Below are 24,505 nucleotides of genomic sequence, written 5' to 3'. Positions count from 1 at the left end.
CGATTGAAATAATAGAAATTAAAAAACTAGTCATTTATAATAAATTTGATAAAAAGTAGCGAATAGCTTTAGCAAGGGCTTTATTGTTAACTAACAAGTTTTTGCTATTAGATGAAGCTACTTCTAGTAAGGTTAGAACTTATTTATTTTTTATAAATAGAGGCTTTATACAAATAGCTCATGAATTAAGCGAACAAGAAATTTCCAGGTATGACCAAGTTATTAATTTAGGGGGAAAAAATGATAATTGATACCAAAAACTTCAGAAGGAAGTTCTAGATAATAAAAGAAGACATAATTTTAATACGACAGATATCAAGTTTGAATTGCTGCTATTGTATGGCGAAGTAAATGAACTTTTTAAGGGATGGCTTAAGAGTGAGGCAAGAATTATATTTTTTGTCTCTAGTATGCATACTAAAAAATATTTTACATATTATCAATAAATTTAAGACAAGAGAGATAAAGTAATGACAACAACAATAATATACGCACATCCTTACACAAAAAGCTTTAACCATGCAATACTTAATAAAGTTATAAAAGCGATGAGAGATAATAAAGAAGATTATACAATTATAGATTTATATAATGATAAATTTGATCCAACATATTCTGCTAAAGAGTTATCTTTATTTAGTGTTGGAAAAACAATTGATCCTTTAGTTAGTAAGTACCAGAAGATTATCAAAAATACAGATAAAGTTATATTTATTTTTCCAATATGGTGGAATGATACGCCAGCTATTATAAAAGGCTTCATAGATAAAGTAATGAAGAAGGACTTTGCTTACAATGTAGGCAGTACTGGGTTAATAGGAAACCTTAACAATATAAAAAAGACGTTAGTTCTTACAACCTCAACTTCTCCGACATTTTATTTGAAGATGTTTTGTGGCAATGCTATTAAAAAAGTTTTTATTAATAGTACACTTAAGCAGCTTAAATTTAAAAATCGAGTATGGAAAAATTTTGGTAATATTGATCATAGTAGTATGAACAAAAGAAATGAATATTTGGAAAAAATAGCTAACTACGTAAGTGAATGGGTAGTGAAAAATAATTGAATAGGGTAGTTGTAACTGGTTTGGAATAATTAAGCCCTTAAGTGATAAGGTTACTTCGACTTGGAAAGCGGCTCAACTTTTGTCATACAAGAAAATTTAAGCCGTATATATAATAAACTCATTGGTGAAAGACAATCTTTATCTGATATAGGAGCAATAGTTGCTAAATATTTTTAGGTTCAATATTCAGCAGATGTGAAATCTTGAAGTTAGCAGTTACTTATGGCAGTTTCAATTTTGAAAATGAATATTGCTAGGTATAAAGAAAAGAATGAAGGACGCAGGTAAAGCGCCCTTTTTTGTGAGAAATAAATCTTGTAACTAGCATGTGATTTCTCACAGCTTTGTATTCGCTTAATAAAATTTTTGCTTTAAATATAGAATCGCGATTCTAAGAATAGTTATCAATGTAAGTTAATAAAAAGCTCCTTAGAATCGTCCCCTCAGCATTACATCATCTAATTGAAACTACTAGCAACCGTAATGAAGTAAGTATTGCTTTATTCAGTGGCTATGTTTTTAAGGATAAAACTAGAAGCAAAATATATCTATCATTTACAATGTAATTGACTTCTGTTTATGCCAACTGTGAGTCTACTGTAAGAGTAGAGCTTAAAGTTAATGAAAGAAGGTATTGGGTAGATTTGGTAACCGTTGCTTTTTAAATAATCTTAAAAAATAGCTTATACACTAAAAAAATCAATTCTAACGAAACTTAGAATTGATCTTTTAATTTTAATTTACATCATTTACGCTAAAAATATGTTTAGGAGGTACTGCAGGCAGTTTTGCCTTCGGTGGAACTAGGACTACTAAAACCTCCCCATATTGTCTACTTTCAAATTCATTTTTACTTTGCGGTACTACATAAGCACCAATCTTATAGCCTTTAAAATCTGAAAATGTTTTACCTTTGCGTGCTAATTGAAATTTTAAGCACTCTTTTTCAAATTCAATAAGACCATCTGGAGAACCGGTATATCTTTCATCAGATTCAAAGCAATTATCATGATTACCTTTACCAACGATATGATCTAATACATAATCTCTATCACTGTTAGCATCACCTTCTTGAAAAGCGACACTTGCTAAATTAGCACCAAATTGTACTTGACTATCCTTAATTGTACCAGGGTAAAAATCCGCTATTTGATTATTTAAATTATTATCAATTAGGGGATAATGCCGACAAGCTATCTGGTGGACAGTTAGCGAGAATTGAATTAGCAAGAGCAATTTTATCGAAACGTCCAATTTTATTACTTGATGAAATCAATGCTTCACTTGATCAAGCGACTTCAGCCGCAATTCATCAGATATTATTGCATTCAAATTTAACCTTCGTAGAGGTAATTCATCATTATCAAATTGCTGATTTAGACAAGTATGATCAGGTAATTAATTTAGCGGATTATCAAGATAGATAAATAATAAAATGTCTAACCTTTTCGTTGCACTACATTTGTTAGAGATTTTTTATCAGAAAAATAGCCTTATTTAACTTAATATACTAAAATAAAAAATTATAAAACTAATGAGTAAGTAACTAATCACTCATAGGTTAGGAGAAATTCACCTATCTAATGAGGCTAAACTGAAAGGATTAATTATGCTAAAAGAAGCTTGCGTTGAAAATTTTACTGCTATTCCCCAAATGATTGCTGCTGGTGCAACAAGAATTGAACTTAACAGTGATTTAGCTCAAGGTGGACTTACACCATCATTTGGTGTGATGAAACAAGCAATATTATATGCGCACCAACATGGCGTAGCAGTTGTAGTTATGATTAGACCACGTAGTGGTGATTTTGTCTATAATGAAACGGAGTTAAATATAATGATTAATGATTTGCAACTAGCTGCCTTGTTAGATGCTGATGCGGTCACCTTTGGTTGTTTGAAAGAGTCAGGGGTACTTAATTGCGAACAGATGCAAAAATTAATTACTTTAGCTCAGGAACTGAATTTAGAAGTGGTTATGCATATGGCATTTGACCAACTACAATTGGCACAGCAACATTCAAGCTTAGATTGGTTGGCAAATCATGGTGTGAAAAGGATTTTAACTCACGGTGGACCACTAACGGAGCCAATTGAAACTCATCTTGCCCATTTGAGCGAATTGATTACTTGGTCAAAGGGGCAAATAACGATTTTGCCAGGAGGAGGAATTACCGTTGATAACTGTAATCAAGTAGCGCAATTACTGGGAGTTAATCAAGTTCATGGTACAAAAATAGTGATTAAATGATTAGGCTATCAGATAGCATAAATTAAATTTAAAATTAGCAAAAATAGATATTAATTTAAAGATGAAAATATTTCATCTTTTTTATTTGGCTTATTTTTCTTGCACATATGATTGTTAATAAACAAATCTAGACGTAATTAAAATTATATCCTGACAATTACGCAAAATAGGTAAAACTAAAAAATAACATTTTTATAATTTGAGCCTCTTCTTTGACAACATTTACCAAGCAACGTAAATTAAAGGTAACTAGTTATAGATAGGATTGATCAAAAAGGATAGGACACAAATATGAAAAATATGGATATGGGGCATGAACAGCACCTAAAGCAAGCAGATCAAAAAGATAACATGCAAATGAAAAATGATTCTCAGCAAGCGATGAGTGACCATAAGATGATGATGCATGGTGGTCAGATGATGCAGATGGGAAATTTAAAGCAAAAATTTTGGTGGTCTTTTATTTTAGCACTACCAATTTTATTGTTATCGCCAGCAATGGGATTTAAGTTGCCATTTCAATTCTCTTTTCCGGGTTCAGATTGGCTAGTGGTTATTTTTGCTACTATTTTATTTTGGTATGGGGGAGAAATATTTTTACGAGGAGCTTATGCGGAATTAAAGCAAAAAAAGCCAGAGATGATGACGCTAATTTCCTTAGGGATTGTCACTGCGTATCTTTATAGCGTATACGCCTTTATTCAAAATAATTTGGTACACAGTCAAATGAAGGTAATGGACTTTTTTTGGGAATTAGCAACTTTGATTTTGATTATGCTCTTAGGTCATTGGATTGAAATGACTTCTGTGATGAAGGCTAGTAGTTCAGTTCATGACTTGGCAAAATTATTGCCAGATAAAGTACATGTACAAATAAACAATCAAATTGAAGAAATCAAGATTAACGATGTTCAAAAGCAAGCAACTGTTATTGTAAAACCTGGTGAAAGTATTCCTTTAGATGGCATAATTATCAGTGGTTCGAGTACTGCTGATGAGTCTTTAGTTACCGGTGAAGCAAGGCAAATCACCAAGCAAAAGGGGCAGCGGGTAATTGGTGGTTCAATCAATGGCTCAGGTACGCTGACTATCAAAGTTACCCAGACGGCTAATTCTGGTTTTCTGGCTAGTGTCAATAAGTTAGTTCAGTCTTCACAGGCAGATAAATCGAAATTGCAGACTAAGGCAGATCAAGTTTCAGGTTGGTTATTTTATGCTGCATTAATAATTGGACTTTTGGCTTTGATTGTTTGGACTAGTTTTCAAGGAATCGCTAGTGGATTAGAGCGGATGGTGACCGTGTTAGTAATTGCCTGTCCACATGCCTTGGGACTGGCTATCCCATTGGTAAATGCTAAGAGTACTGCTCTTGGTGCTAAACATGGTCTACTTATTCGCAATCATAATGCAATAAGTTTAAGTTCCCAAATTAATTATTTATTGCTAGATAAAACGGGAACATTAACTCAAGGAAAGTTTCAAGTTCGGCACTATGCTAGTTTAACTAATAAACTTGATTCTAACCAAGTCTTGACCATTATGGCATCGCTAGAACAGGATTCAACTCATCCTTTAGCTCAAAGTATTTTACATTATGCTCAATCTAAAAAGATAAACCTACTGCCATTAACTAATAGTCAGAACATGACAGGTGCAGGCGTCAGTGGAACTATTGAGCAGCACACTTATCAACTAGTTAATGAAAAAGCAGCACGCAAACAAGTCAGTAATTTCCCTAAGCTAGCAGCTGATAAAGATACAATTAGTTATCTTATACAAGATAGTCAACTTTTAGGTTATATAGCAGTGGGGGATCAGATTAAAGCATCAGCTTTTACTTTAATTAAGCAAATTAAAGAACGTCAAATCACCCCCGTAATGCTAACTGGTGACAATCAAAAAGTAGCTGATAATATAGCTCTTCAACTTGGAATTGATCAAGTTTATGCTGAACTTTTGCCTCAAGATAAAGAAAAGGTAGTTAAAAAACTACAATCTGCAGGTAATAAGGTTATGATGGTGGGCGATGGCATCAATGATGCTCCTAGTTTAGCTAAGGCTGATATTGGAGTAGCGATTGGGACTGGGACTGATGTTGCGGTTGATTCTGCTGATGTGATTTTAGTCAATAGTGAGCCAGAAGCAATCATTAGTTTCTTGGACTTAGCGCAGAAAACGCAAACCAAAACAATTCAAAATCTCTGGTGGGGCGCAGGTTATAATATCATTGCCTTACCCTTAGCTGCTGGAATTTTAGCACCATGGGGCTTAGTTTTACCGCCAGCGGTAGGCGCAATTTTAATGTCACTGTCAACAGTTATTGTTGCAATCAATGCTGAATTTTTAAAAATTTAAATAAATAGCAATTATTTTTAAATATTGAAATAAAAAATATAACAGGTATGATATTCATGAAGATAAGTCATGATAATTTTTAATAGTAAGGAGAATTACAATGAGCGAAGCAGAATATCGTATTGAAAGTGACACAATTGGACCAGTTAAAATTCCTCAAGATGCTTTATGGGGGCCACAAACTGAAAGAAGCCGCCACAACTTTCCAAGTGGGGAATTAATGCCCTTAGCGATTATCCGTGCTTTTTTAAATTTGAAAAAAGCCGCTGTAGAGTCAAATGTTGAAGTTGGTGATGAGCCAAAAGAAAAAGGTGAAGCAATTGAAGAAGCAATCAATCAATTGCTTGCCTTGAATGACACTGATTTACGTAAAGATTTTCCATTGCACGTTTTGCAAACTGGGTCAGGCACTCAGAGTAATATGAATGTAAATGAGGTTGTAGCTAATTTAGCTAATAAATTACATCCTGGTTTAAATATTCTACCCAACGATGACGTAAATCGCGGCCAGTCATCAAATGATACTTTCCCAACAGCTATGAATATTGTGGCAGTTGAGGCCCTTGATAAGTTGGAGCCGGCTGTGCAACATTTAATTGCTGAATTAAAAATTAAGCAAGACAAATACTGGCAGACAGTTAAAGTAGGACGTACTCACTTGCAAGATGCAACTCCAATCACTTTTGGTCAAGAAGTATCGGGTTATATTTCTGCATTAAAGCATGATCTGACTTATATTCAGAAATTGAAGCCCACACTTTACGAATTAGCAATCGGCGGTACTGCTGTAGGCACTGGCTTGAATGCAGCAGCAGGCATGACTGAAAAAATTGCTACTAAGTTATCTAAAATTTATGGGCATGAATTCAAAGTTGAAACAAATAAGTTTTGGGGGTTGGCACATCATTCTGGTATTGCAGTGGTTCATGGGGCCCTTAAGACTTTGGCCGACGACATGTTTAAAATTGCACAAGATATTCGTTTCTTGGCATCAGGTCCGCGCGCTGGATATCACGAACTAAATATTCCCGCTAATGAACCTGGTTCATCAATCATGCCCGGTAAGGTTAATCCTACTCAAGCAGAGGCAGTTACGATGGCGGCTGCTAAAGTTTTTGGTAATGATACTACGATTACCTTCACTGCCGCACAAGGTAATTTTGAGATGAACGTTTACAAAACAGTGATGATCGCCGCTTTTCTGGATAGTTGTGATATTTTGACAGGAACAATTACTGGTTTTGCTGATAAGATGATTGCTGGCTTGACTGTAAATTCGGAAAAGATGGATGAATTACTGGAAAATTCATTAATGACCGTTACAGCTTTATCCCCCCACATTGGTTATCATTCTGCCGCTAAAATTGCACAGGCAGCTGATCAAGAGGGTATTACTCTAAAAGAAGCTACCCTTAAGAGTGGTAAAGTTTCAGAAAAGCAGTATGATGAATGGATGGATTACATGCAAATGACTAACATTGATCGTACTAAACCAGAAGACTAGTGAAATACAAGAGGAGAATAATTTAAATGGCAAAATTTGTCTTTACCCCTAATCAAAGTACTGAAATCGCTAATTATTATGACGCAGTTATTGTCGGTACTGGTGGTGCCGGGTTAACTGCAGCCATTCAAGCCCATGAATTAGGCTTGCAAGTTGCAGTTTTTGAGAAAAATACTGCTTTAGGTGGTAATACAATGCGCGCTTCTTCAGGTATGAATGCATCTGAGAGCTTAGTTCAACTAGCTGAAGGAATTATTGACGATAAAGAAGATTTCTATCAAGAAACGCTTAAAGGCGGCGGCCTTATGAATGATCAAGAGTTATTGCGTTATTTTGTCGATCATTCAGCAGCAGCTATTGACTGGCTTTTAAACCATGGAATTGAGCTAACTAACTTAACTATTACTGGTGGAATGAGTAAAAAAAGAGCTCATCGCCCGGCATCAATGGCACCAGTCGGTAATTATTTAATTACTAATGCCTTAAAACAAGTTCAACAAGCAAAAATTCCAGTGTTCAATAATGCTGAGGTAATAAAATTATTACAAGATAAAAATAAAAATGTGGATAGCGTTGAAATTAAAACTGCAGATGGGGTTAAGACTGTTAAAACTAAGGCAGTTTTACTTGCTTCTGGTGGTTTTGGTTCTTCAAAGGAATTAATTAAAAAATACCGCCCAGATTTAGTTGATTACAAGACAACAAACCAACCAGGCGCAACTGGAGATGGACTAAAACTAGCTAATCAGGTTGATGCCCAATTGGAACAGATGGATCTTATTCAGGTTCATCCTACAGCTCAAACTGACACTGATCACGTGTATTTAATTGGTGAAGGCCTACGTGGTGAGGGTGCAATTTTAGTCAATAAATCGGGTAAGCGATTTGTTAATGAAATGGATACGCGAAAAATTGTTTCTAATGCTATTACAGCTTTGAATGAAAATGGTGCTTACCTGATTTTTGATCAAAGTATTCGCAATAATTTTACCGCGGTAGAGTTTTATGATCATATTGGCTTAGTTGAACACGGTACAAGTTTAACTGATCTTGCTCAAGCAATTGGTGTTGCTAGTTCTAATTTAGAAGCAACTGTTAAAACTTGGAATACAGCTGTAGATAGCAAAGTCGACAAAGAATATAGTAGAACAACCGGCATGGAGCGCGCGATTAATCAGGGCCCATTTTTTGCCATTCATATTAATCCAGCTATTCACTATACAATGGGTGGAATCCATATTAATTCTAAGACTGAAGTTTTGGATACTAATGGAAATGTGATTAATGGTTTATATGCTGCTGGTGAAGTTTCTGGTGGCCTTCATGGCAATAACCGAATTGGGGGAAACTCTGTCGCGGAAACAGTCGTATTTGGACGTCAAGCAGGAATGCAGATGACTAAATTTGTCCGCAATAAAAAATAAAGAATAAAAGTTAATTGCTGGGTTTAAGTAAACTAAGTAATTAACTTTTTTATTTATCTAAGTTTTAAAAATATTTTTAAATTTTAAAAAATTTAAATTTAAATAATTTATTTTGAATATTGCAAATAGAATAATTCAATTCTATAATTAAATATGTAAAGGATTACATTTTTTCATAAATTGAAAGGAAACAACTATGAATAGAAAAGTGTTACTCGTTGGTGATGGGGCAGTTGGGTCAACTTTTGCCAATGACTTACTACAACAGACACATGTTAATGAATTAATTATTGCCGATGTTGTTAAAGAACGTCCAGTTGGCGATTCTATGGATCTTGAAGATATTACCCCCTTTGTTGGTGACTGTAATATTCATCCTGGAGAATATTCTGATGCAAAAGATGCAGATGTCGTTGTAATTACTGCAGGAATTCCCCGCAAACCTGGCGAGACTAGATTAGATCTTGTTAATAAGAATGCTGCTATTTTAAAGAGCATCATTGAACCGGTTGTAGCTTCTGGCTTTAATGGAATTTTTGTTGTGTCGGCTAACCCGGTAGACATTTTGACCACTTTAACCCAAAAATTATCTGGTTTTCCGAAAAATAAAGTTATTGGAACGGGAACTTCACTTGACTCAGCTCGTTTACAAGTAGAGTTGGCCCAAAAATTAAGTGTTCCCATCGCTAGTGTTAATTCAATGGTGCTTGGTGAACACGGAGACACATCATTTGAAAACTTTGATGAATCAACGGTAGCGGGCAAGTCTTTACGCCAGTACAGTGCAATAAATGATCAAGTTTTAAGCGAAATTGAAACTGATATTCGGCAAAAGGGTGGCAAAATCATTGAAAATAAGGGCGCTACTTTCTATGGAATTGCCATGATGTTGGCTCAAATTGTTAGTGCAATTTTAGATAACCATGCAATTGTTTTACCATTGTCAGCACCAATTAACGGTGAATATGGCATCCAACATGAATTATATTTAGGAACGCCAACTGCAATTGACGGTTCAGGAATTAGTCACGTAATTGAAGCAAATTTGTCAGATCGCGAAATTAAGAAAATGATTAATTCGGCTGATAAAATGCATGAAATTTTGGTCGATATTAAGGTAGATTAAGCATAAAGAAGGCATAAGTATGCAAGTTGGAAAAAGAATATTTTTGAAAAGAGAGCTACCGGACAAAAATCTCATTGAAAAATATAAAAAATTACCATCATCTAATGTAGCAGATTGTATGAATCGAAGAGGAGCAATGGCTCCGCGAATCAAATTAATGTCTAAGCCTAAAGCGGAAATGTGTGGGCCAGCTTTTACAGTTCATAATCGTCCTGGAGATAATTTGACAATTTACGCCGCTTTAAAATATTGTCATGAAGGTGACATTATTGTGATTGATAATGAAGGCGATAATACTCGAGCTGTTATTGGCGAAGTAATGATGACTTGGCTACGTGACCAAAGACATGTAGCAGGAGTTGTTGTCGACGGACCAATACGTGACATTGATAGTTTGCGCAATTGGGACTTGCCTATTTATGCCGTTAGTACAACACCAAATGGACCATATAAAGAGGGCCCAGGCGAAATAAATGTTCCAATTTCTTGTGGAAATATTAGTGTTAATCCGGGTGACTTAATGCTAGGGGATGCAGATGGTGTTGTTAAGATTGCTCGCGAAAAAGCAGCAGAACTTTTACCTATAGTAGAAAAATTTCATCAAGAAGATGAGGCCAAGGCTGCTAGCTTTCATAATGGCACCGGAAATATAGATTGGCTTGATGAAAAATTAAAGAATAAAGATTATAAAATTATTGACGATATTTATCGCCCGTAACTAAAAGGGAATAATGATGAAGACGTTAGAAAAAGTAAATTATAAAGGTTTTATTTTGCCACTAATAATTGGTATTGCTCTGTGGTGCTGCACGCCACTAAGGCCAGCTGGATTGTCTGTTCAAGCTTGGGAAATGTTTGCCGTTTTTGTGGCGACAATTATAGGTTGTATTACTAAGCCCTTACCAATTGGGGGTACAACATTATTGGGCTTGATTGTAACTGTTTTGGCTGGTTTAGCCCCAATTAAAGATGAAGTAAATCCTAAAACAGGAGCGGTTACTTCCGGAATATTGAGTGCATTTAGTAATTCAGCTTCTTGGCTAATTGCGATGGCTTTTATTATGGCATATGGTATTAGTAAGACGGGGTTAGGGAATCGGATTGCTTATTGGATGATTCGACGCTTTGGTAAGCGCTCAATCGGTATCGGATATGCAATAACTGTTTTAGAATTAATTCTTGGGGCATTAATCCCTTCCAATAGTGCACGAACTGGTGGAGTAGTCTGGCCAGTTACCGAATCAATCTCTAAAGATTATGATTCTCTACCTAATGATTCTTCTCGTAAGAAAATCGGAGCTTATTTAAGTTTTACCGCTTTTCATGCCAACATCTTATCAACTGCGTTGTTCATTACCGGTGCGGCGCCTAATATGGTGGCTTCACAGATGGCGTCGCAAAAAGGTTATACGATGACTTGGATTGGCTGGTTCACAGCAGCTATTGTTCCAGTATTAATTGCCACTGCTGTAATTCCGATAGTTATCTATAAAATTTTCCCACCAGAAGTTAAAGAAACGCCTAACGCCAAAAAATGGGCTGACGATCGTTTGCAAAAAATGGGAGCGATTACTAAGCCTGAGAAAATTATGTCAATTGTTTTTTTACTGGCTATTATTTTATGGGTTTTATCTGGAATTTTTGATATTCCCCAATTAGATTCAACTTTCATTGCTTTTTTAGCAGTCGGATTACTGCTTTTAACCGGTGTTTTGACAATGAAAGATGCTTTAAATCAAACTGGAGCATGGAATATTTTAATTTGGCTTTCAATATTGGTTTTTATGGCTAGTAAGTTGATTTCATTTGGCTTTATTGACTGGTTCTCTAAAACTATTCAAAGTGGATTGCATGGCATTAGTTGGGGTATTGTCTTAGCCATTTTAATTGTATTAATGTTTTATACGCATTACTTCTTTGCTAGTGGTACTGCCCATATGACTGCTTTATACTTACCGTTTTTGTCAGTAGCTGTTGCAACTGGTACTCCGTTGGCCTTAGCTGCAATGTTACTAGCATTTACTGGTGCAATTAATGCGTCGACTACTCACTATGCCAACGGTCCCGCTTCGATTTTAGCTACTACTGGCTATATTAAGCAAGGTGAATGGTGGAAGTATAACTTTATTCTAGGCATTATTTATTTGGTTATTTTTGGTGGAATTGGGACACTTTGGATGAAAATGATTGGAATGTGGTAGATGATTCATCAAGCAGATTTAATAACCAATGATGGTATAAGAATTCATTATTATGATACTCAAGCAGATAAACAACCATTATTAGCTATTCCAGGTATCGGTGGATCTGCTTTACTTTGGGAAAAAGCATTGGAACGGTTTCAGTCAAAATTTAGAATTATTATTATTGATCCACGTAATCAAGGTAAGTCTGCAAGAACTTTTCAAGGGCAACGAATTAGTCGGCATGCAGCAGATTTAGCTGAGTTAATTCAAAAGTTAGATTTATCCCATATTATTGGCATTGGCAATTCAATGGGAGCTGCCAATTTCTGGGCGTATATTTCTATCTATGGTTCTGATAGATTAAATGCACTAATTGATTTAGACCAGCCACCCAAGATGATTAATGATTCAACTTGGAAGTTTGGTTTTAAAGATTTAACATGGGCTAACTTTCCTGATTACTTAAAGCTTGATTTTGGTAGTGGTATTTATGCTCAAATAGACGATGTGATGTTTGAAAAAGCACATCATTTTGCACAAAAATATCCTTATTTTCCAAAAAGTAATTATTTGTGTCGAATTAATCATGCGGAACAAGATTGGCGCGATGTGTTAGTTAATTTGAAAATTCCAATGTTAGTTTTAGCTGGAAAAAATTCCCCTTTCTTTAATTATCATTTTGCTTATAAAATGACTGAACTCAATTCTCAAATTAGCGCTAAAATTATTCCTGAATGTGGACACATTATTCAAGCTGAGCAACCCAATGTTATGTATGAAGAAGTACTTAATTTTTTGGTTGAAAAGGAAGTGACTTAATGGATAAAGTAGTGGATTTATATTTGAATAATCCAGCGACAAAGAAAAAATGGCAAAATTTTTTGTTAAAAATGGGTATAACTGATTTTGGCCTGCTTGAAATAGCGGCAATTGATCATACTTTAGCCCTAATTGATGAAAATGGTCAGCTGGTTGGCACGGGTAGCATTGCAAACAATGTTTTAAAGTATATTGCGGTGTGTAATCAAGACGCCGTCCCCGGTGCACGCTTTAATCAGATGGTAACTGCCTTGCAGCACTACTTATTTGATCAGAAAGTATTTCATAGTTTTGTATTTACAAAAGCAAAATATGCTACTAGTTTTTCACATTTAGGTTTTTCCGAATTAGCACATACTGAACATGCTGCCTTTTTAGAAAGTGGTACTCCAGATATCAACGACTTTATAACTGCAATACCTAAAATTGAAGATCAATCTAATAAACAAGTGGCAGCAATTGTCATGAATGCCAACCCATTTACTTTGGGACATAGAAAGTTAGTTCAGCTGGCTAGTCAAGAAAATGACTTAGTTTATGTATTTGTTGTAGCGACTGATCTTTCCTTGTTTAAAACAAAAGAACGAATGCAGTTGGTCAAAAGCGGAACTAGCGATTTGAAAAATGTTTTAGTAGTAAGCGGTGGTGATTATATGGTTTCACAATCAACTTTCCCCGCATACTTTTTAAAATCTTCGGCTGATTTAATTACAACCCAAACAGATATTGATGCTTTAGTTTTTAAAAATTTTATTGCACCTCAGTTAGCAATTAAGCGCCGTTACTTAGGGACGGAACCATTCTCAAGAACAACTAACTTTTATAACCAAAGCTTAACAAATAAGCTAAGTCCCTTAGTAGATGTTAGAATTGTTAATCGATTTCAGATTAACGGAAAAGTAATAACTGCAACCCGTGTGCGACAATTAATTAAGGAAGATAATTTGACAGCCATTTCAAACTTTGTACCACCGCAAACAATGCAATTTATTTATCGTCAAAAAGAAGTCCTACAAGCTAGAATTAAGGAAGGAATAAATATTAATGGAAATTAAAACAATTGGTGTAGCAGGCACCTTGGAATCATCAGATATTCAAATCATGATTGCTAAGGGTACCAATGGAATTCAAATTGATTTAGATTCAGAAGTTATTAAAGCCTATGGTGATCAAATTAAAGAAGTGATTATTACTACCCTAAAAAAATATGGTGTTCAAAATGCTAAGGTTAAAGCTACTGATAAAGGAGCGCTTGATTGTGTAATTGCTGCTCGAACTTTGACGGCAGTCCAACGTGCTACAGAAACTTCGGATCAACCTAAATTGGAGGTATTGTAATCAATGACTTATGTAAAAAATCGTCTACGTCGAACAATGATGTTTGTTCCAGGTAACAACCCTTCAATGATTAAGGATGCTGGTATCTATGGTGCAGATTCCATCATGCTCGATCTGGAAGATGCTGTTTCTTTGACAGAAAAAGATGCAGCACGAATGCTAGTTTATAATGCTATTAAAACTGTAGACTTTGGTGGAGCCGAGATTGTAGTTCGGATTAATGGTCAAGATACTCCATTTTATGAAGAAGATGTCAAAGCAATGGTTCGTGCTGGTGTAGATGTAATTCGACTACCTAAGACTGAATCAGCTGCAATGATTCAAAAGCTAGTTAAAGATATGGAACAAGCTGAAGAAGAGTATGATATTAAAAAAGATTCAATTGGGGTTATGGCCGCAATTGAAAGTGCGAAGGGAGTATTAAATGCGCCTGAAATTGCTACAGCAACTTCTTTAATGATGGGATTAGCCGTATCAGGAGAGGACTATACAGCGGACATGCATACGCGTCGTTATCCTGATGGACGTGAGTTAGAATTTGCCCGTAATATGGTTTTACAAGCTGCTCGAGCAGCGGATGTTTATGCCTTTGACACAGTTTTTTCAAATATGAACGATCCTGAAGGGTTTTATCGTGAAACCAATTATATTTACGAATTAGGTTATGATGGAAAATCATTAGTTAATCCGCGGCAAATAGAGATGGTCAATAAAGTTTTCAATCCCACAAAAGATGAAATTGAAAATGCGATGGCGGTTCAGAGTGCAATTCGTGAAGCTAAGGCTAAAGGCTCCGGCGTCATTTCAATGAACGGTAAAATGGTCGATAAACCAGTTGTTGAAAAAGCTAATCGGGTAATTGAGACAGCTAAGGCATCAAGTTTGATTGACGAAGAGGGTAATTATATTGGAAAATAAAGTAAAGCGTAATTTACCAGATAATCTAATGTCAGAAATGGGTTTAAAGCCTTTTGAAACAGTAGATATTGGCAATCCCGAAGTAAACAGGGTAGCACCTAAAGTTCGAGTTACGACTGGTGCAGATAAAGTCGTTAATTCGCTTGAAGAAGTAATTAAAAGAACCGTGCAAGATGGAATGACTATTTCATTTCATCATCATTTTAGAAATGGTGATTTTGCTTTTAATAAGGTAATGGATTTAATTATTAAATTGGGGTACAAAAACTTAACCTTAGCCCCATCCTCTTTGACCGGAATTATGAACGATAAGGTTATTGAAGCCATTAAAAAAGGAGTGATTACGGATATCACTTCTTCAGGAATGCGTGGCAGTTTAGGCGATTTCATTTCTCATGGTGGGTTGAAAAAACCAGTTATTTTTCGTTCACACGGTAATCGAGCTCGATCCATTGAAGAAGGAGAAATTAAGATTGATGTTGCTTTTTTAGGAGTGCCAAATGCGGATCCAACTGGTAATGCCAATGGTCAAGAGGGAGACGCTATTTTTGGCTCACTTGGTTATGCTTTAATTGATGCCCAATATGCTAATAAAGTAGTATTGTTAACTGACAATATTGTTGATTATCCCAATACACCAGCTTCAATTAAACAAACTCAAGTCGATTATGTTGTCAAGGTTGATCAAATTGGTGATGCTGATAAAATTGGTTCCGGTGCAACTCGTTTTACTAAAGATCCTAAAGAATTAAAAATTGCTCAAATGGTTAATCAAGTAATTGTTAATTCGCCATACTACAAAGAAGGCTTTTCTTTCCAGACTGGATCAGGTGGCGCAGCATTAGCTGTTACTCGCTACTTGCGGCAATCAATGATTAATGATGGTATTACAGCATCTTTTGCCTTAGGTGGTATTACTAAACCAACTACCGATTTGCTTGATGAGGGTTTAGTTAAGAAAGTTATGGATGTGCAGGACTTTGACAAGGGTGCTGCTGCATCAATGGCTAAGAATAAAGATCAACAAGAAATTGATGCGTCTTGGTATGCTGATCCACATAATAAAGGTGCGGTAGTCAATAATTTAGACATTGCAATTTTATCTGCTTTGCAAATTGATACCGACTTTAACGTTAATGTAATGACAGGATCTGACGGAGTTATTCGTGGAGCAATCGGTGGACATCAAGATGCAGCTTCAGCTAAAATGACAATTATTACTGCGCCACTTGTTCGTGGTCGAAATGCTACTGTAGTTCCAGCTGTTGCAACAGTTGTAACTCCGGGAGATTCAATTGATGTTTTAGTAACGGAACGCGGAATTGCTATTAATCCAAAGCGGCCAGATTTACTTGCTGCTTTTAGTAAAGTAACAAATCTAAATATTATTGATATTAAAGAATTGCAAAAAATGGCTGAACAGCAAGTTGGTAGCCCAAAGGCACTGGAATATACTGACAATACAGTTGCTCTTATCCAATACCGCGATGGTTCAATCATTGATACTATTAAGCAAGTTAAAGAATAAAATTTGCCATAAAAATTTTTAAAAATAGCTTTCGATTTTAGTTAAATTCAATTAACAAATTTAAGTATGTTTAATAAAATTCATTTGGGAACATCAATATAGCGAAAACCTAACAAAAATGTTAGGTTTTTTGTTTAGTAGCTAAAATAAAATAGTAATATTAAGTAAGTCGGTCTAATTTAATATGTTGATTTTTACTATGAATATATCTGAAAGGAAAGAAATGAATCAGTCAATTTTTATTGAAGGGGAAAAATTAAGTATTGATCAAGTTTTAAAAAATAAAGATCAACGAGCATACCTACAACAAGAAATATTTCAAAAATATCCGCATGATACTTTATTAGATATAAAATTAAATATTCCAGGTCCAATAAAAAATAACAGTTATTTAGAAAATATTTTTTATGCAGGAATTTCTGAGCTTGAACAAGCATTAACTAAAAATAAATTACCTTTTGTTTTATTGCAAAGTCAGAATCAACCTGCAGGTTGTGAAAATTTTTATCTTTTAACTGCAGATAAAATTGAAGTTAAAAAAGTAGCGATTGAATTTGAAGATTCTGCGCCACTAAATCGTTTATTTGATGCTGATGTCTTAGTTAAAAATAAAAAACAGGCCTTATCAAGGTCTGAAATTTGCTATTCTGGAAGAAAATGTTTTTTATGTAAGCGACCAGCCAAAGATTGTGCTCGCTCTAGACGTCATTCTGTGCAAGAATTACAAAATTATATCAGCAATTTATATAAAAAAACATTTAGTTAATGTTTGCTTTTTGCAGTACTCTTTGGGCAATACCACTAGTTGTTACCAGATGTGTAATTATGCCGCTTCTTAAAGCTCCTAATAGGGCATCATCTTTAAAACGATTTTTAACTACGATGAAACGAGTAGGAATTTGTAATATATTTTGCATGCTAATGCCGCAGATATGTGATTCAATCGGCTGATAAAAATTGCCATTTATGTCATAAGGTCTGCCAAAGATCACACCAGCAATTTGACTATAATCAAGATCTTTTAATAATTTATCAGAATAATAGTCCATAAAAAATTTCCCAGATTCAAGTGATTTAACAGTACCAATACTGGCAAAAATTAAATCTATTTTTTTGAAATATTGATCAATATATTCATAATATGGTTCCTTTTTAATTTCTTTTACTAATTTAGAATTTATTGTATAAAGTGGGGCAGGCATATTTAGACATTTGGCATTGAATTTTTCAGCTGCTTGCTGGGTTAATTGATTTTTTCGTTTACTAGTGTTGACTGCTAGACCAACTAATTGAACAAAGGTCAAATCTTCACGACTACTCTCAGTAAAATTGTCAATAATGTCTTTAATTAAGGTTCCCCAACTCAGACCAATTACATGAGCTGGTTTAATATAATTTTGAATTTGCTTAGCAGCATAATGAACAATCATTTCATTATCTTGATTTTTTGTTTCTAAGTCTTCTAATATATAAGCTTCTTTTAAATTGAATAATTTTTGAAATTCTTGCTCTAATTTATGTGCTCTTTTTGGCCGCTGATATATATTTATTTTAACAATTCCTTTGTCACGAGCTTCATTAATCGCTTTATCAATTAAGTAGCGCGAAAGATCATATTTTTTAGAAATATCTGCAATATTTAAATTGCTCAAAAAATAATCGTGAGCAATATTTGCTAGCTGTTCATCACTTAATAATGTCATTTTATAATCCCTATCTTTTATTTTAATTTACATTGTATTACAAAAGTGCTGTTTATTTAAAGGTAAAATGCTAAAAAATTATCAAATTATAAATTTTAAAATATACATAAGATAGTTAATTTTTATTTTTTATTAAGTCACAGAATGTTCCATTTGTAATTCTTTTTAAATCGCTGGGTTTGAGATACACACTACGCCCGATTTTACCACTCGAAACAGCAATTTTGTTTTCTTGCATCATGCTACTATCTAGATAGATGGGAAAATGATGATTAAAATAGATGCCGATGGGAGTATTAGCCCCATGGACGTAACCAGTTGTTTTTTCTAAATCTTTTAGTGGTAAAAGTTCGCATTTTTTATTACCAGATACTTTAGCTAATTTTTTCATATCTAAATGTTCCGTTACCGAAATAACGCCAACTAAGACACCAGTCTTATTTCCTAAACAGACAAGTGTTTTATAGATTAAATGTTCATTCTCGTTTAGAATAGAAGTATCCATTTGTGCTATACCACCAGAATCTGAATGAGTAGGGAATTGGGCTTGCTGGTATAAAATTTTATTTTGATCTAAAATTTTTTCAACCAATGTTTTTTCAATTTGTCGTTTCTTCTTTACCATAAAAATCACCTTCTTAAATAATAGCATTGATAAAAGATAAATAAAAAGGGAGTTTAAGCATGAAAGTACTAGTTATTAAAATTGAAACCAGTCATGAAGTAGAAGATGCACTTAATGTTTTTAGTCAAGATATTCTTCATTGCTTGGGTACAGAAACACGTAAACGTTCTGATTTTGAAGATGCAAATACAAAGCATGATTCTACTATTGTAGATTTAAATGAAATTGTTGATTTGCCACAAGATATGGAATTTGCTGCTTATTTTGCAGCAGATCAAAGTCAAGTTCAATTAATTAATGCTTATAAAAATAAATTAGTCGAATTGAAAGGATACGGTTTAAACATCGGTTTAAATAAAATTGATTATACCTATATTGAGGATAGCGATTGGAATCGTGTTTGGCAAAAATTTTACCATGTTGTTAATTTTTCACGCCACTTAGCCATTGTTCCTGAATGGGAAAACTATCAAGCTAAATTTAGTGATCAACATTTAATTAAACTCGATCCAGGTCTTGCTTTCGGTACCGGTAACCATAAAACTACTCGTTTAGCAATGATGGGACTTGAACAAGTGTTGGTTGAACCTAAGACTGTTATTGATGTCGGGACTGGTTCAGGAATTTTAGCTATTGCAGCTGCCTATTTAGGAGCAAACAGGGTAATGGCAACTGATATATCTGATCAGGCAATTACAGCTGCCCAAGAAAACGTTGCTTTGAATAAATTAACTAATATCGATATTAAAAAAACAAGTTTACTACAAGATGTTAATGAAAAGTTTGACATTATTGTTGCTAATATTTTGGCTGAAATATTACTTGAACTAATTCCACAATTAGATCAACATTTAACTCGAGCAGGAAAAGTGATTTTTTCAGGAATAGATTATTTGCAATTGGATAAGGTAGCCCATTCACTTGACCAAAATGGTTTTAAAATTATCCTTACTTTAAAGCAAGATCGCTGGATTGGTTTAATAATTACGCGAAAAGATAATTGAAAAGAGTTATAATATGAAATTAAGTTAAATTAAGTAAGGAATTATTAAATTGATTGATAAGTTCAAACAAATATCTTTTATTCGCAAGATAAACCAGTATAAGCCAATGCCAGTAATTTGGTGGAGTATTTTAGTTGTTACTTTACCTTTTATTTTTAGTCTATTGAAAATTTCAGTTATTTGGCGAGTGGGACTATTATTCACTGTAATTAATTGCTTCATCGGATATCACGTAGGTAATTTGGTTAAAACTATCAATATAAAGCATTATTGGCTACTTCTTTTACCAACATGTTTTTGTTTGATAGTATTATTAAAATATGCAAATTATAATCTATTATTTGGTTTAATTTATCTTATTTTTGAAATTTTTGGCTTAATGGATAAGCAAATATATAGTTGAAGGTGATTAAAATGTCTAAATACGTAGAAATGACATATGATGAAGTAATCAATGCGTGTCAAAAATATATGAATGAGGAGCAATTAGCATTTGTTAAGCAGGCCTATGACTTTGCTCAAAAAGCGCATCAAAATCAAAAACGTGCTTCTGGTCAACCATATATTGTTCATCCCACTCAAGTTGCTGGAACTTTAGCAACTCTAGGGCTTGATCCCGACACGATTGCAGCGGGGTTTTTGCATGATACAGTGGAAGATACTCCAGTAACTAATAATGATTTAAAAGATAAATTTGGTAAAGATGTAGCCTTTATTGTTGATGGAGTCACCAAGCTAAATAAGTATGAATATAAATCACATCAAGAATTTTTGGCAGAAAATCATCGAAAAATGCTAATTGCTATGGCAAAAGATCTACGTGTAATTATGGTTAAATTAGCAGATCGCCTCCATAATATGCATACTTTAGAGCATTTACGCCCTGATAAACAGAGACGTATTGCCTCTGAAACAATGGATATCTATGCACCACTTGCCGATCGCCTTGGAATTGGAACAATTAAATGGGAATTAGAAGATATGAGTTTTCACTACTTAAATCCCAAGGCATATTATCAAATTGTAAGTTTAATGGATTCTAAGCGTAGCGAACGAGAAAATTATATTCAAGACACAATCAACACGCTAACTGCAAGTTTAGACGGCTTAAATATTAAATATGATATTCATGGGCGACCTAAACATATTTATTCCATTTATAAAAAAATGGTTGACAAACATAAAGATTTCGCAGAAATTTATGATCTCTTAGCTGTACGAGTAATTGTGCAAACTGTTAAAGATTGCTATGCAGTTTTAGGAGCTGTCCATACGAAGTGGAAGCCAATGCCGGGGCGTTTTAAAGACTATATCGCTGTTCCGAAGGTTAATGGCTACCAATCTTTGCATACAACGATTATTGGACCAGGTGGGCGACCTTTAGAAATACAAATTCGAACGCAACATATGCATGATGTAGCTGAATATGGTGTGGCAGCACATTGGGCATATAAACAGGGCAACTTTAATGGGGTTGAGCAAACAAGTTCAAATGAAAAACTAGATATGGTACGTGAAATTCTTGAATTAAAGGATGAAACCCAAGATGCTGGTGAATTCATGAAAAGTGTCAAAAGCGAAATTTTCTCGGACCGAGTTTATGTCTTCACGCCTAAGGGGGAAGTATATGAATTGCCTAAGGGAGCAGTTACTTTAGATTTTGCTTATGAAATTCATACTCAAGTTGGTAGCCATGCAGTTGGAGCTAAAGTTAACGGAAAGCTAGTTCCGCTTGATTATAAATTAAAAAATGGCGATGTCATTGATATTATGACCCAAACCAATGCAACACCATCGCGCGATTGGATGGATATGGTTAAGACTTCTAGAGCGCGCAATAAAATTCGTCGTTATTATCGTAATCTTGATCGCGACCATAGTATTGCTCAAGGGGAACAAATGATTGCTGAACAGCTTCGTAGCCAGGAACTTTCACCTAAAGAGTTTATGGATAAGGAGCATGTTGCAAAAATTTTGGTTCAACTGAATTATCATACAGTTGATGAAATGTATGCTGCAGTTGGTTTTGGCGATTTGTCTGCCGTTAGTATTGTTAACCGCCTAACATCTGATTTGCGCCGTGAAGATGAGAAAAAAAAGCAAAAGCAACTAGAAGAAGAAATTTTGAACTCTGGTCAAAAAGCTGCTAACAAGTCAGTTAACGGTCGTTTAGATGCTGCAACACTTAAGTCAAAACATAACGATGGCGTTACTATCCAAGGAATTAACGATTTGATGCTCCACTTAGCTAAGTGTTGCAATCCAGTTCCCGGCGATGAAATTGTTGGCTATGTTACTAAGGGACGTGGTGTCACTATTCACCGCAATGACTGTCGTAATATTGTAAACAATAATGATAGTTTAGGTCGATTAGTAGAAGTTTCTTGGGAAGGCACTGAGTCAAATAATAATCAATCATTTAATGCAAATATTGAAATATTTGGTTACAATCGGGCCCAGCTACTTAGTGATGTAATCAACCGCTTAAATGCACTAACGCCTAATATTGATAATCTTTCAGGTAAAGTTAATGACGATAATATAGCACACATTTATGCTACCGTTGCTGTGAACAATTCAAGTCAATTAGCCAGTATTTTAACTAAATTAAGAGACATTCCTGATGTTTATGAGACAAGGAGGGCAGATAATTAATGCGAGTTGTAATTCAAAGGGTTAACCAGGCCAATGTAAAAATAGCTGGGGAAATAGTTGGTAAGATTAATCAAGGGCTACTCTTATTAGTTGGTATAGGTGAGGGGGACGACTTAGCAATTATTCAAAAAGCTGCAAACAAAGTTTCTAAGATGCGTATTTTTGAAGACGAGAGTGGTAAGACTAATTTGGCAATTAAGGATGTTAATGGAAAAATTCTTAGTGTAAGTCAATTTACTCTATTAGCAGATACCAAAAAGGGAAATCGTCCTAGCTTTGTTCAAGCCATGAAACCACCAAAGTCTGCTGAATTATGGCAATCTTTTAATCATGAATTAGAAAAGTTGGGCTTAGAGGTTGAAACAGGACAGTTTGGAGCGGATATGAAAGTTGATTTAGAAAATGATGGTCCGTTCACGATTGTATTAGATATGTAAAAATTGGTGCAAAATGATACTACAGGTTGACTTTTTGCTAGTAAAAATATAAGCTAAAAAAGAATTATCAATGACAAAGAATGAAGCTTAGCAATTTTATTTCAGAGACTGTCTATCTATGGTGCAAGGACAGATAATGAGCTAACTGTGACCCCTTTAACAGATAATAAACGTTTCGCGAGCGTTAATCGCAGCAGGCAAAAGGTGGTACCGTGCTAATTCGAAGCGCCCTTGATTTAATTCAAGGGCGCTTTTTAGATTAAAAGGATGATTAGATGAGAGTGCAAAAACCTAAAGGAACAGTTGATATATTGCCAGGGCAATCCAGTTCATGGGAAAAACTTGAACAAATATTGCGTGATTTTTTCAAACAGGCAAACTATCAAGAAATTAGAACACCAAATTTTGAAAACTATGAGGTATTTTCTCGATCAAGTGGTGAGACTTCGGATGTAGTTGAAAAAGAAATGTATGATTTCAATGACAAGGGTGGACGTCACATTGCTTTACGTCCAGAAGGAACAGCTGGCGTTGTTCGAGCATATGTTGAAGACAAGCTTTATGCTCCAGAAATGGCTAAGCCATTTAATGTTTATTATATTGAGTCCACCTTTCGCTATGAACGCCCGCAAGCTGGGCGGCAGCGAGAATTTCATCAAATTGGCATTGAAAGTTTCGGCTCAAGTAATTTTTTAGCTGATGTTGAAACCATTGTTCTAGCTAACGATTTATTGGCTAAACTTGGTGTTAAAAATTATGAATTACACATTAATACCTTGGGTAATAGTCAAGTGCGTCAAAGTTATCATGATGCACTAGTTAACTATTTTACGCCCCTAAAAGACCGGCTTTCCGATGATTCTAAACGACGTTTAGAGAAAAATCCGCTCCGAATTTTAGATTCTAAAGATGAACAAGATAAGCAATTTTTACCTAATGCACCAAAAATTATTGATTATTTAGATCAAGCTTCTAAAAATAATTTTAATCAAATTATTCAGATGCTGGACCAGTTAGATATCCATTATGTAATTGATAATGATTTGGTTAGAGGGCTGGATTATTATTCCGGGATTATCTTTGAATTTATGGTTGAAGATGCTAGTTTATGGGAATCGGCTACAACGATTCTTGGTGGTGGACGTTATGACCACCTAGTTGAAGAATTTGATGGTCCTGCAACCCCAGCAGTTGGTTTTGGTATTGGTGAAGAACGCTTAATGCTAGTTTTGCAAAAACAAAACCCAGGCTTATTTACTGATCAAGGAATTGACTTTTTTATTACTAATATTGGTGAAGAGACTGAAATTAAAGTTGTTGAAATTGCTCGTTTGTTACGTAAGCAAGGTTTTAGGGTTCAATATGACGTTGATCAAAAGAAGTTAAAAGCGCAATTTAAAAAAGCTGATCGAGTTAAGGCCAAATATGTAATTACTATCGGAGCTAAAGAAATAGCCGAGGGTAAGTTGAATATTAAACGCTTAGCTGATGGACAAAAAATTGATTTGCTGTTAAGTGATTTAGCAAATATGCATTCAGTCTTAGAACATTTAAAGGATTAAAAT

21 protein-coding genes and 1 pseudogene are annotated in these 24,505 nt (G+C 34.6%); 19 read left to right on the top strand and 3 right to left on the bottom strand.

All coding sequences use genetic code 11. The annotated features are described in order from the left end of the window. Positions 1–470 precede the first annotated feature (470 nt). Positions 471–1,067 (top strand): NAD(P)H-dependent oxidoreductase, encoded by a 597-nt coding sequence (locus F5ESL0237_RS03975; protein WP_090092076.1) that lies wholly within the window; start codon positions 471–473, stop codon positions 1,065–1,067. 735 nt (positions 1,068–1,802) lie between these two features. Here F5ESL0237_RS03975 and F5ESL0237_RS08455 read toward each other — a convergent pair. Next, entirely contained in the window at positions 1,803–2,303 is a 501-nt protein-coding gene (locus F5ESL0237_RS08455) for a hypothetical protein (protein ID WP_199700027.1), read from the bottom strand. On the opposite strand from F5ESL0237_RS08455, the pseudogene F5ESL0237_RS03970 reads away from it, so the two are divergent. The 14 genes and pseudogenes from F5ESL0237_RS03970 to citX all read left to right on the top strand — a co-directional run. Further along, positions 2,234–2,494 (top strand): annotated as a pseudogene (locus F5ESL0237_RS03970) (ATP-binding cassette domain-containing protein); the annotation flags it as partial. The gene F5ESL0237_RS08455 and the pseudogene F5ESL0237_RS03970 sit on opposite strands and share 70 nt — an antisense overlap. A 182-nt stretch (positions 2,495–2,676) precedes the next feature. Next, positions 2,677–3,318, top strand: coding sequence for a copper homeostasis protein CutC (locus F5ESL0237_RS03965; protein ID WP_122021721.1), 642 nt, complete (start codon positions 2,677–2,679; stop codon positions 3,316–3,318). Positions 3,319–3,609: 291 nt separating this feature from the next. Beyond that, positions 3,610–5,673 carry a copper-translocating P-type ATPase gene (locus F5ESL0237_RS03960; RefSeq protein WP_233551884.1) on the top strand — a complete coding sequence of 688 codons (2,064 nt, stop codon included), beginning with the start codon at positions 3,610–3,612 and terminating at the stop codon, positions 5,671–5,673. Between the two features lie 100 nt (positions 5,674–5,773). Beyond that, positions 5,774–7,177 carry a class II fumarate hydratase gene (locus F5ESL0237_RS03955; RefSeq protein ID WP_122024692.1) on the top strand — a complete coding sequence of 468 codons (1,404 nt, stop codon included), beginning with the start codon at positions 5,774–5,776 and terminating at the stop codon, positions 7,175–7,177. A gap of 26 nt (positions 7,178–7,203) precedes the next feature. Then, positions 7,204–8,601: a flavocytochrome c gene (locus F5ESL0237_RS03950; RefSeq protein ID WP_090092052.1), complete on the top strand. Its 1,398-nt coding sequence runs from the start codon at positions 7,204–7,206 to the stop codon at positions 8,599–8,601. Between the two features lie 196 nt (positions 8,602–8,797). Next, entirely contained in the window at positions 8,798–9,727 is a 930-nt protein-coding gene (locus tag F5ESL0237_RS03945; protein ID WP_122021719.1) for an L-lactate dehydrogenase, read from the top strand. A 19-nt stretch (positions 9,728–9,746) separates the two neighbouring features. Next, positions 9,747–10,445: an RraA family protein gene (locus F5ESL0237_RS03940; protein WP_118896541.1), complete on the top strand. Its 699-nt coding sequence runs from the start codon at positions 9,747–9,749 to the stop codon at positions 10,443–10,445. A 16-nt stretch (positions 10,446–10,461) separates the two neighbouring features. Beyond that, positions 10,462–11,928: a DASS family sodium-coupled anion symporter gene (locus F5ESL0237_RS03935; protein WP_118897854.1), complete on the top strand. Its 1,467-nt coding sequence runs from the start codon at positions 10,462–10,464 to the stop codon at positions 11,926–11,928. Beyond that, the gene (locus F5ESL0237_RS03930) at positions 11,929–12,732 is read left to right on the top strand and encodes an alpha/beta fold hydrolase (RefSeq protein WP_122021716.1); all 804 of its coding nucleotides are present in this window, start codon (positions 11,929–11,931) and stop codon (positions 12,730–12,732) included. It abuts the gene before it with no gap. Then, a complete protein-coding gene (gene citC / locus F5ESL0237_RS03925; protein WP_122024691.1) occupies positions 12,732–13,787 on the top strand; it encodes a [citrate (pro-3S)-lyase] ligase in 1,056 nt (351 codons plus the stop codon). Before F5ESL0237_RS03930 ends, citC begins: the two co-directional genes overlap by 1 nt. Beyond that, a complete protein-coding gene (gene citD, locus F5ESL0237_RS03920) occupies positions 13,777–14,070 on the top strand; it encodes a citrate lyase acyl carrier protein (RefSeq protein ID WP_122021714.1) in 294 nt (97 codons plus the stop codon). Before citC ends, citD begins: the two co-directional genes overlap by 11 nt. Before the next feature lie 3 nt (positions 14,071–14,073). Next, positions 14,074–14,988, top strand: coding sequence for an aldolase/citrate lyase family protein (locus F5ESL0237_RS03915; RefSeq protein WP_122024690.1), 915 nt, complete (start codon positions 14,074–14,076; stop codon positions 14,986–14,988). Next, the gene (citF, locus tag F5ESL0237_RS03910) at positions 14,978–16,516 is read left to right on the top strand and encodes a citrate lyase subunit alpha (protein WP_122024689.1); all 1,539 of its coding nucleotides are present in this window, start codon (positions 14,978–14,980) and stop codon (positions 16,514–16,516) included. The genes F5ESL0237_RS03915 and citF overlap by 11 nt, the downstream gene beginning before the upstream one ends. A 223-nt stretch (positions 16,517–16,739) precedes the next feature. Next, positions 16,740–17,282 (top strand): citrate lyase holo-[acyl-carrier protein] synthase, encoded by a 543-nt coding sequence (citX, locus tag F5ESL0237_RS03905; protein ID WP_122024688.1) that lies wholly within the window; start codon positions 16,740–16,742, stop codon positions 17,280–17,282. Here citX and F5ESL0237_RS03900 read toward each other — a convergent pair. Together F5ESL0237_RS03900 and F5ESL0237_RS03895 are read right to left on the bottom strand one after the other, a co-directional pair. After that, complete coding sequence (locus F5ESL0237_RS03900) at positions 17,275–18,219, bottom strand: sugar-binding transcriptional regulator (protein ID WP_122021710.1); 945 nt, start codon at positions 18,217–18,219, stop codon at positions 17,275–17,277. The two genes, citX and F5ESL0237_RS03900, sit on opposite strands and share 8 nt — an antisense overlap. A 115-nt stretch (positions 18,220–18,334) precedes the next feature. Continuing rightward, on the bottom strand, positions 18,335–18,844 hold the full coding sequence (locus tag F5ESL0237_RS03895; protein ID WP_118896533.1) for an aminoacyl-tRNA deacylase: 510 nt from the start codon (positions 18,842–18,844) through the stop codon (positions 18,335–18,337). Between the two features lie 59 nt (positions 18,845–18,903). On the opposite strand from F5ESL0237_RS03895, the gene prmA reads away from it, so the two are divergent. The 4 genes from prmA (at position 18,904) to hisS (ending at position 24,502) form a co-directional block, all read left to right on the top strand. After that, a complete protein-coding gene (gene prmA / locus F5ESL0237_RS03890) occupies positions 18,904–19,848 on the top strand; it encodes a 50S ribosomal protein L11 methyltransferase (protein WP_122024687.1) in 945 nt (314 codons plus the stop codon). A gap of 414 nt (positions 19,849–20,262) precedes the next feature. Next, positions 20,263–22,503 carry a bifunctional (p)ppGpp synthetase/guanosine-3',5'-bis(diphosphate) 3'-pyrophosphohydrolase gene (locus F5ESL0237_RS03880; protein ID WP_122021708.1) on the top strand — a complete coding sequence of 747 codons (2,241 nt, stop codon included), beginning with the start codon at positions 20,263–20,265 and terminating at the stop codon, positions 22,501–22,503. Next, on the top strand, positions 22,503–22,940 hold the full coding sequence (dtd, locus tag F5ESL0237_RS03875; protein WP_122021707.1) for a D-aminoacyl-tRNA deacylase: 438 nt from the start codon (positions 22,503–22,505) through the stop codon (positions 22,938–22,940). Before F5ESL0237_RS03880 ends, dtd begins: the two co-directional genes overlap by 1 nt. Positions 22,941–23,215: 275 nt before the next feature. Beyond that, complete coding sequence (gene hisS, locus F5ESL0237_RS03870) at positions 23,216–24,502, top strand: histidine--tRNA ligase (protein ID WP_122024686.1); 1,287 nt, start codon at positions 23,216–23,218, stop codon at positions 24,500–24,502. Positions 24,503–24,505: the final 3 nt, after the last annotated feature.

This window comes from Lactobacillus sp. ESL0237 (assembly GCF_003692985.1).
GTDB classification, from domain to species: Bacteria; Bacillota; Bacilli; order Lactobacillales; family Lactobacillaceae; genus Lactobacillus; species Lactobacillus bombicola.
Note: the sequence above shows the minus strand (reverse complement) of the source record. Positions and strands in the feature narration are given on the sequence as shown.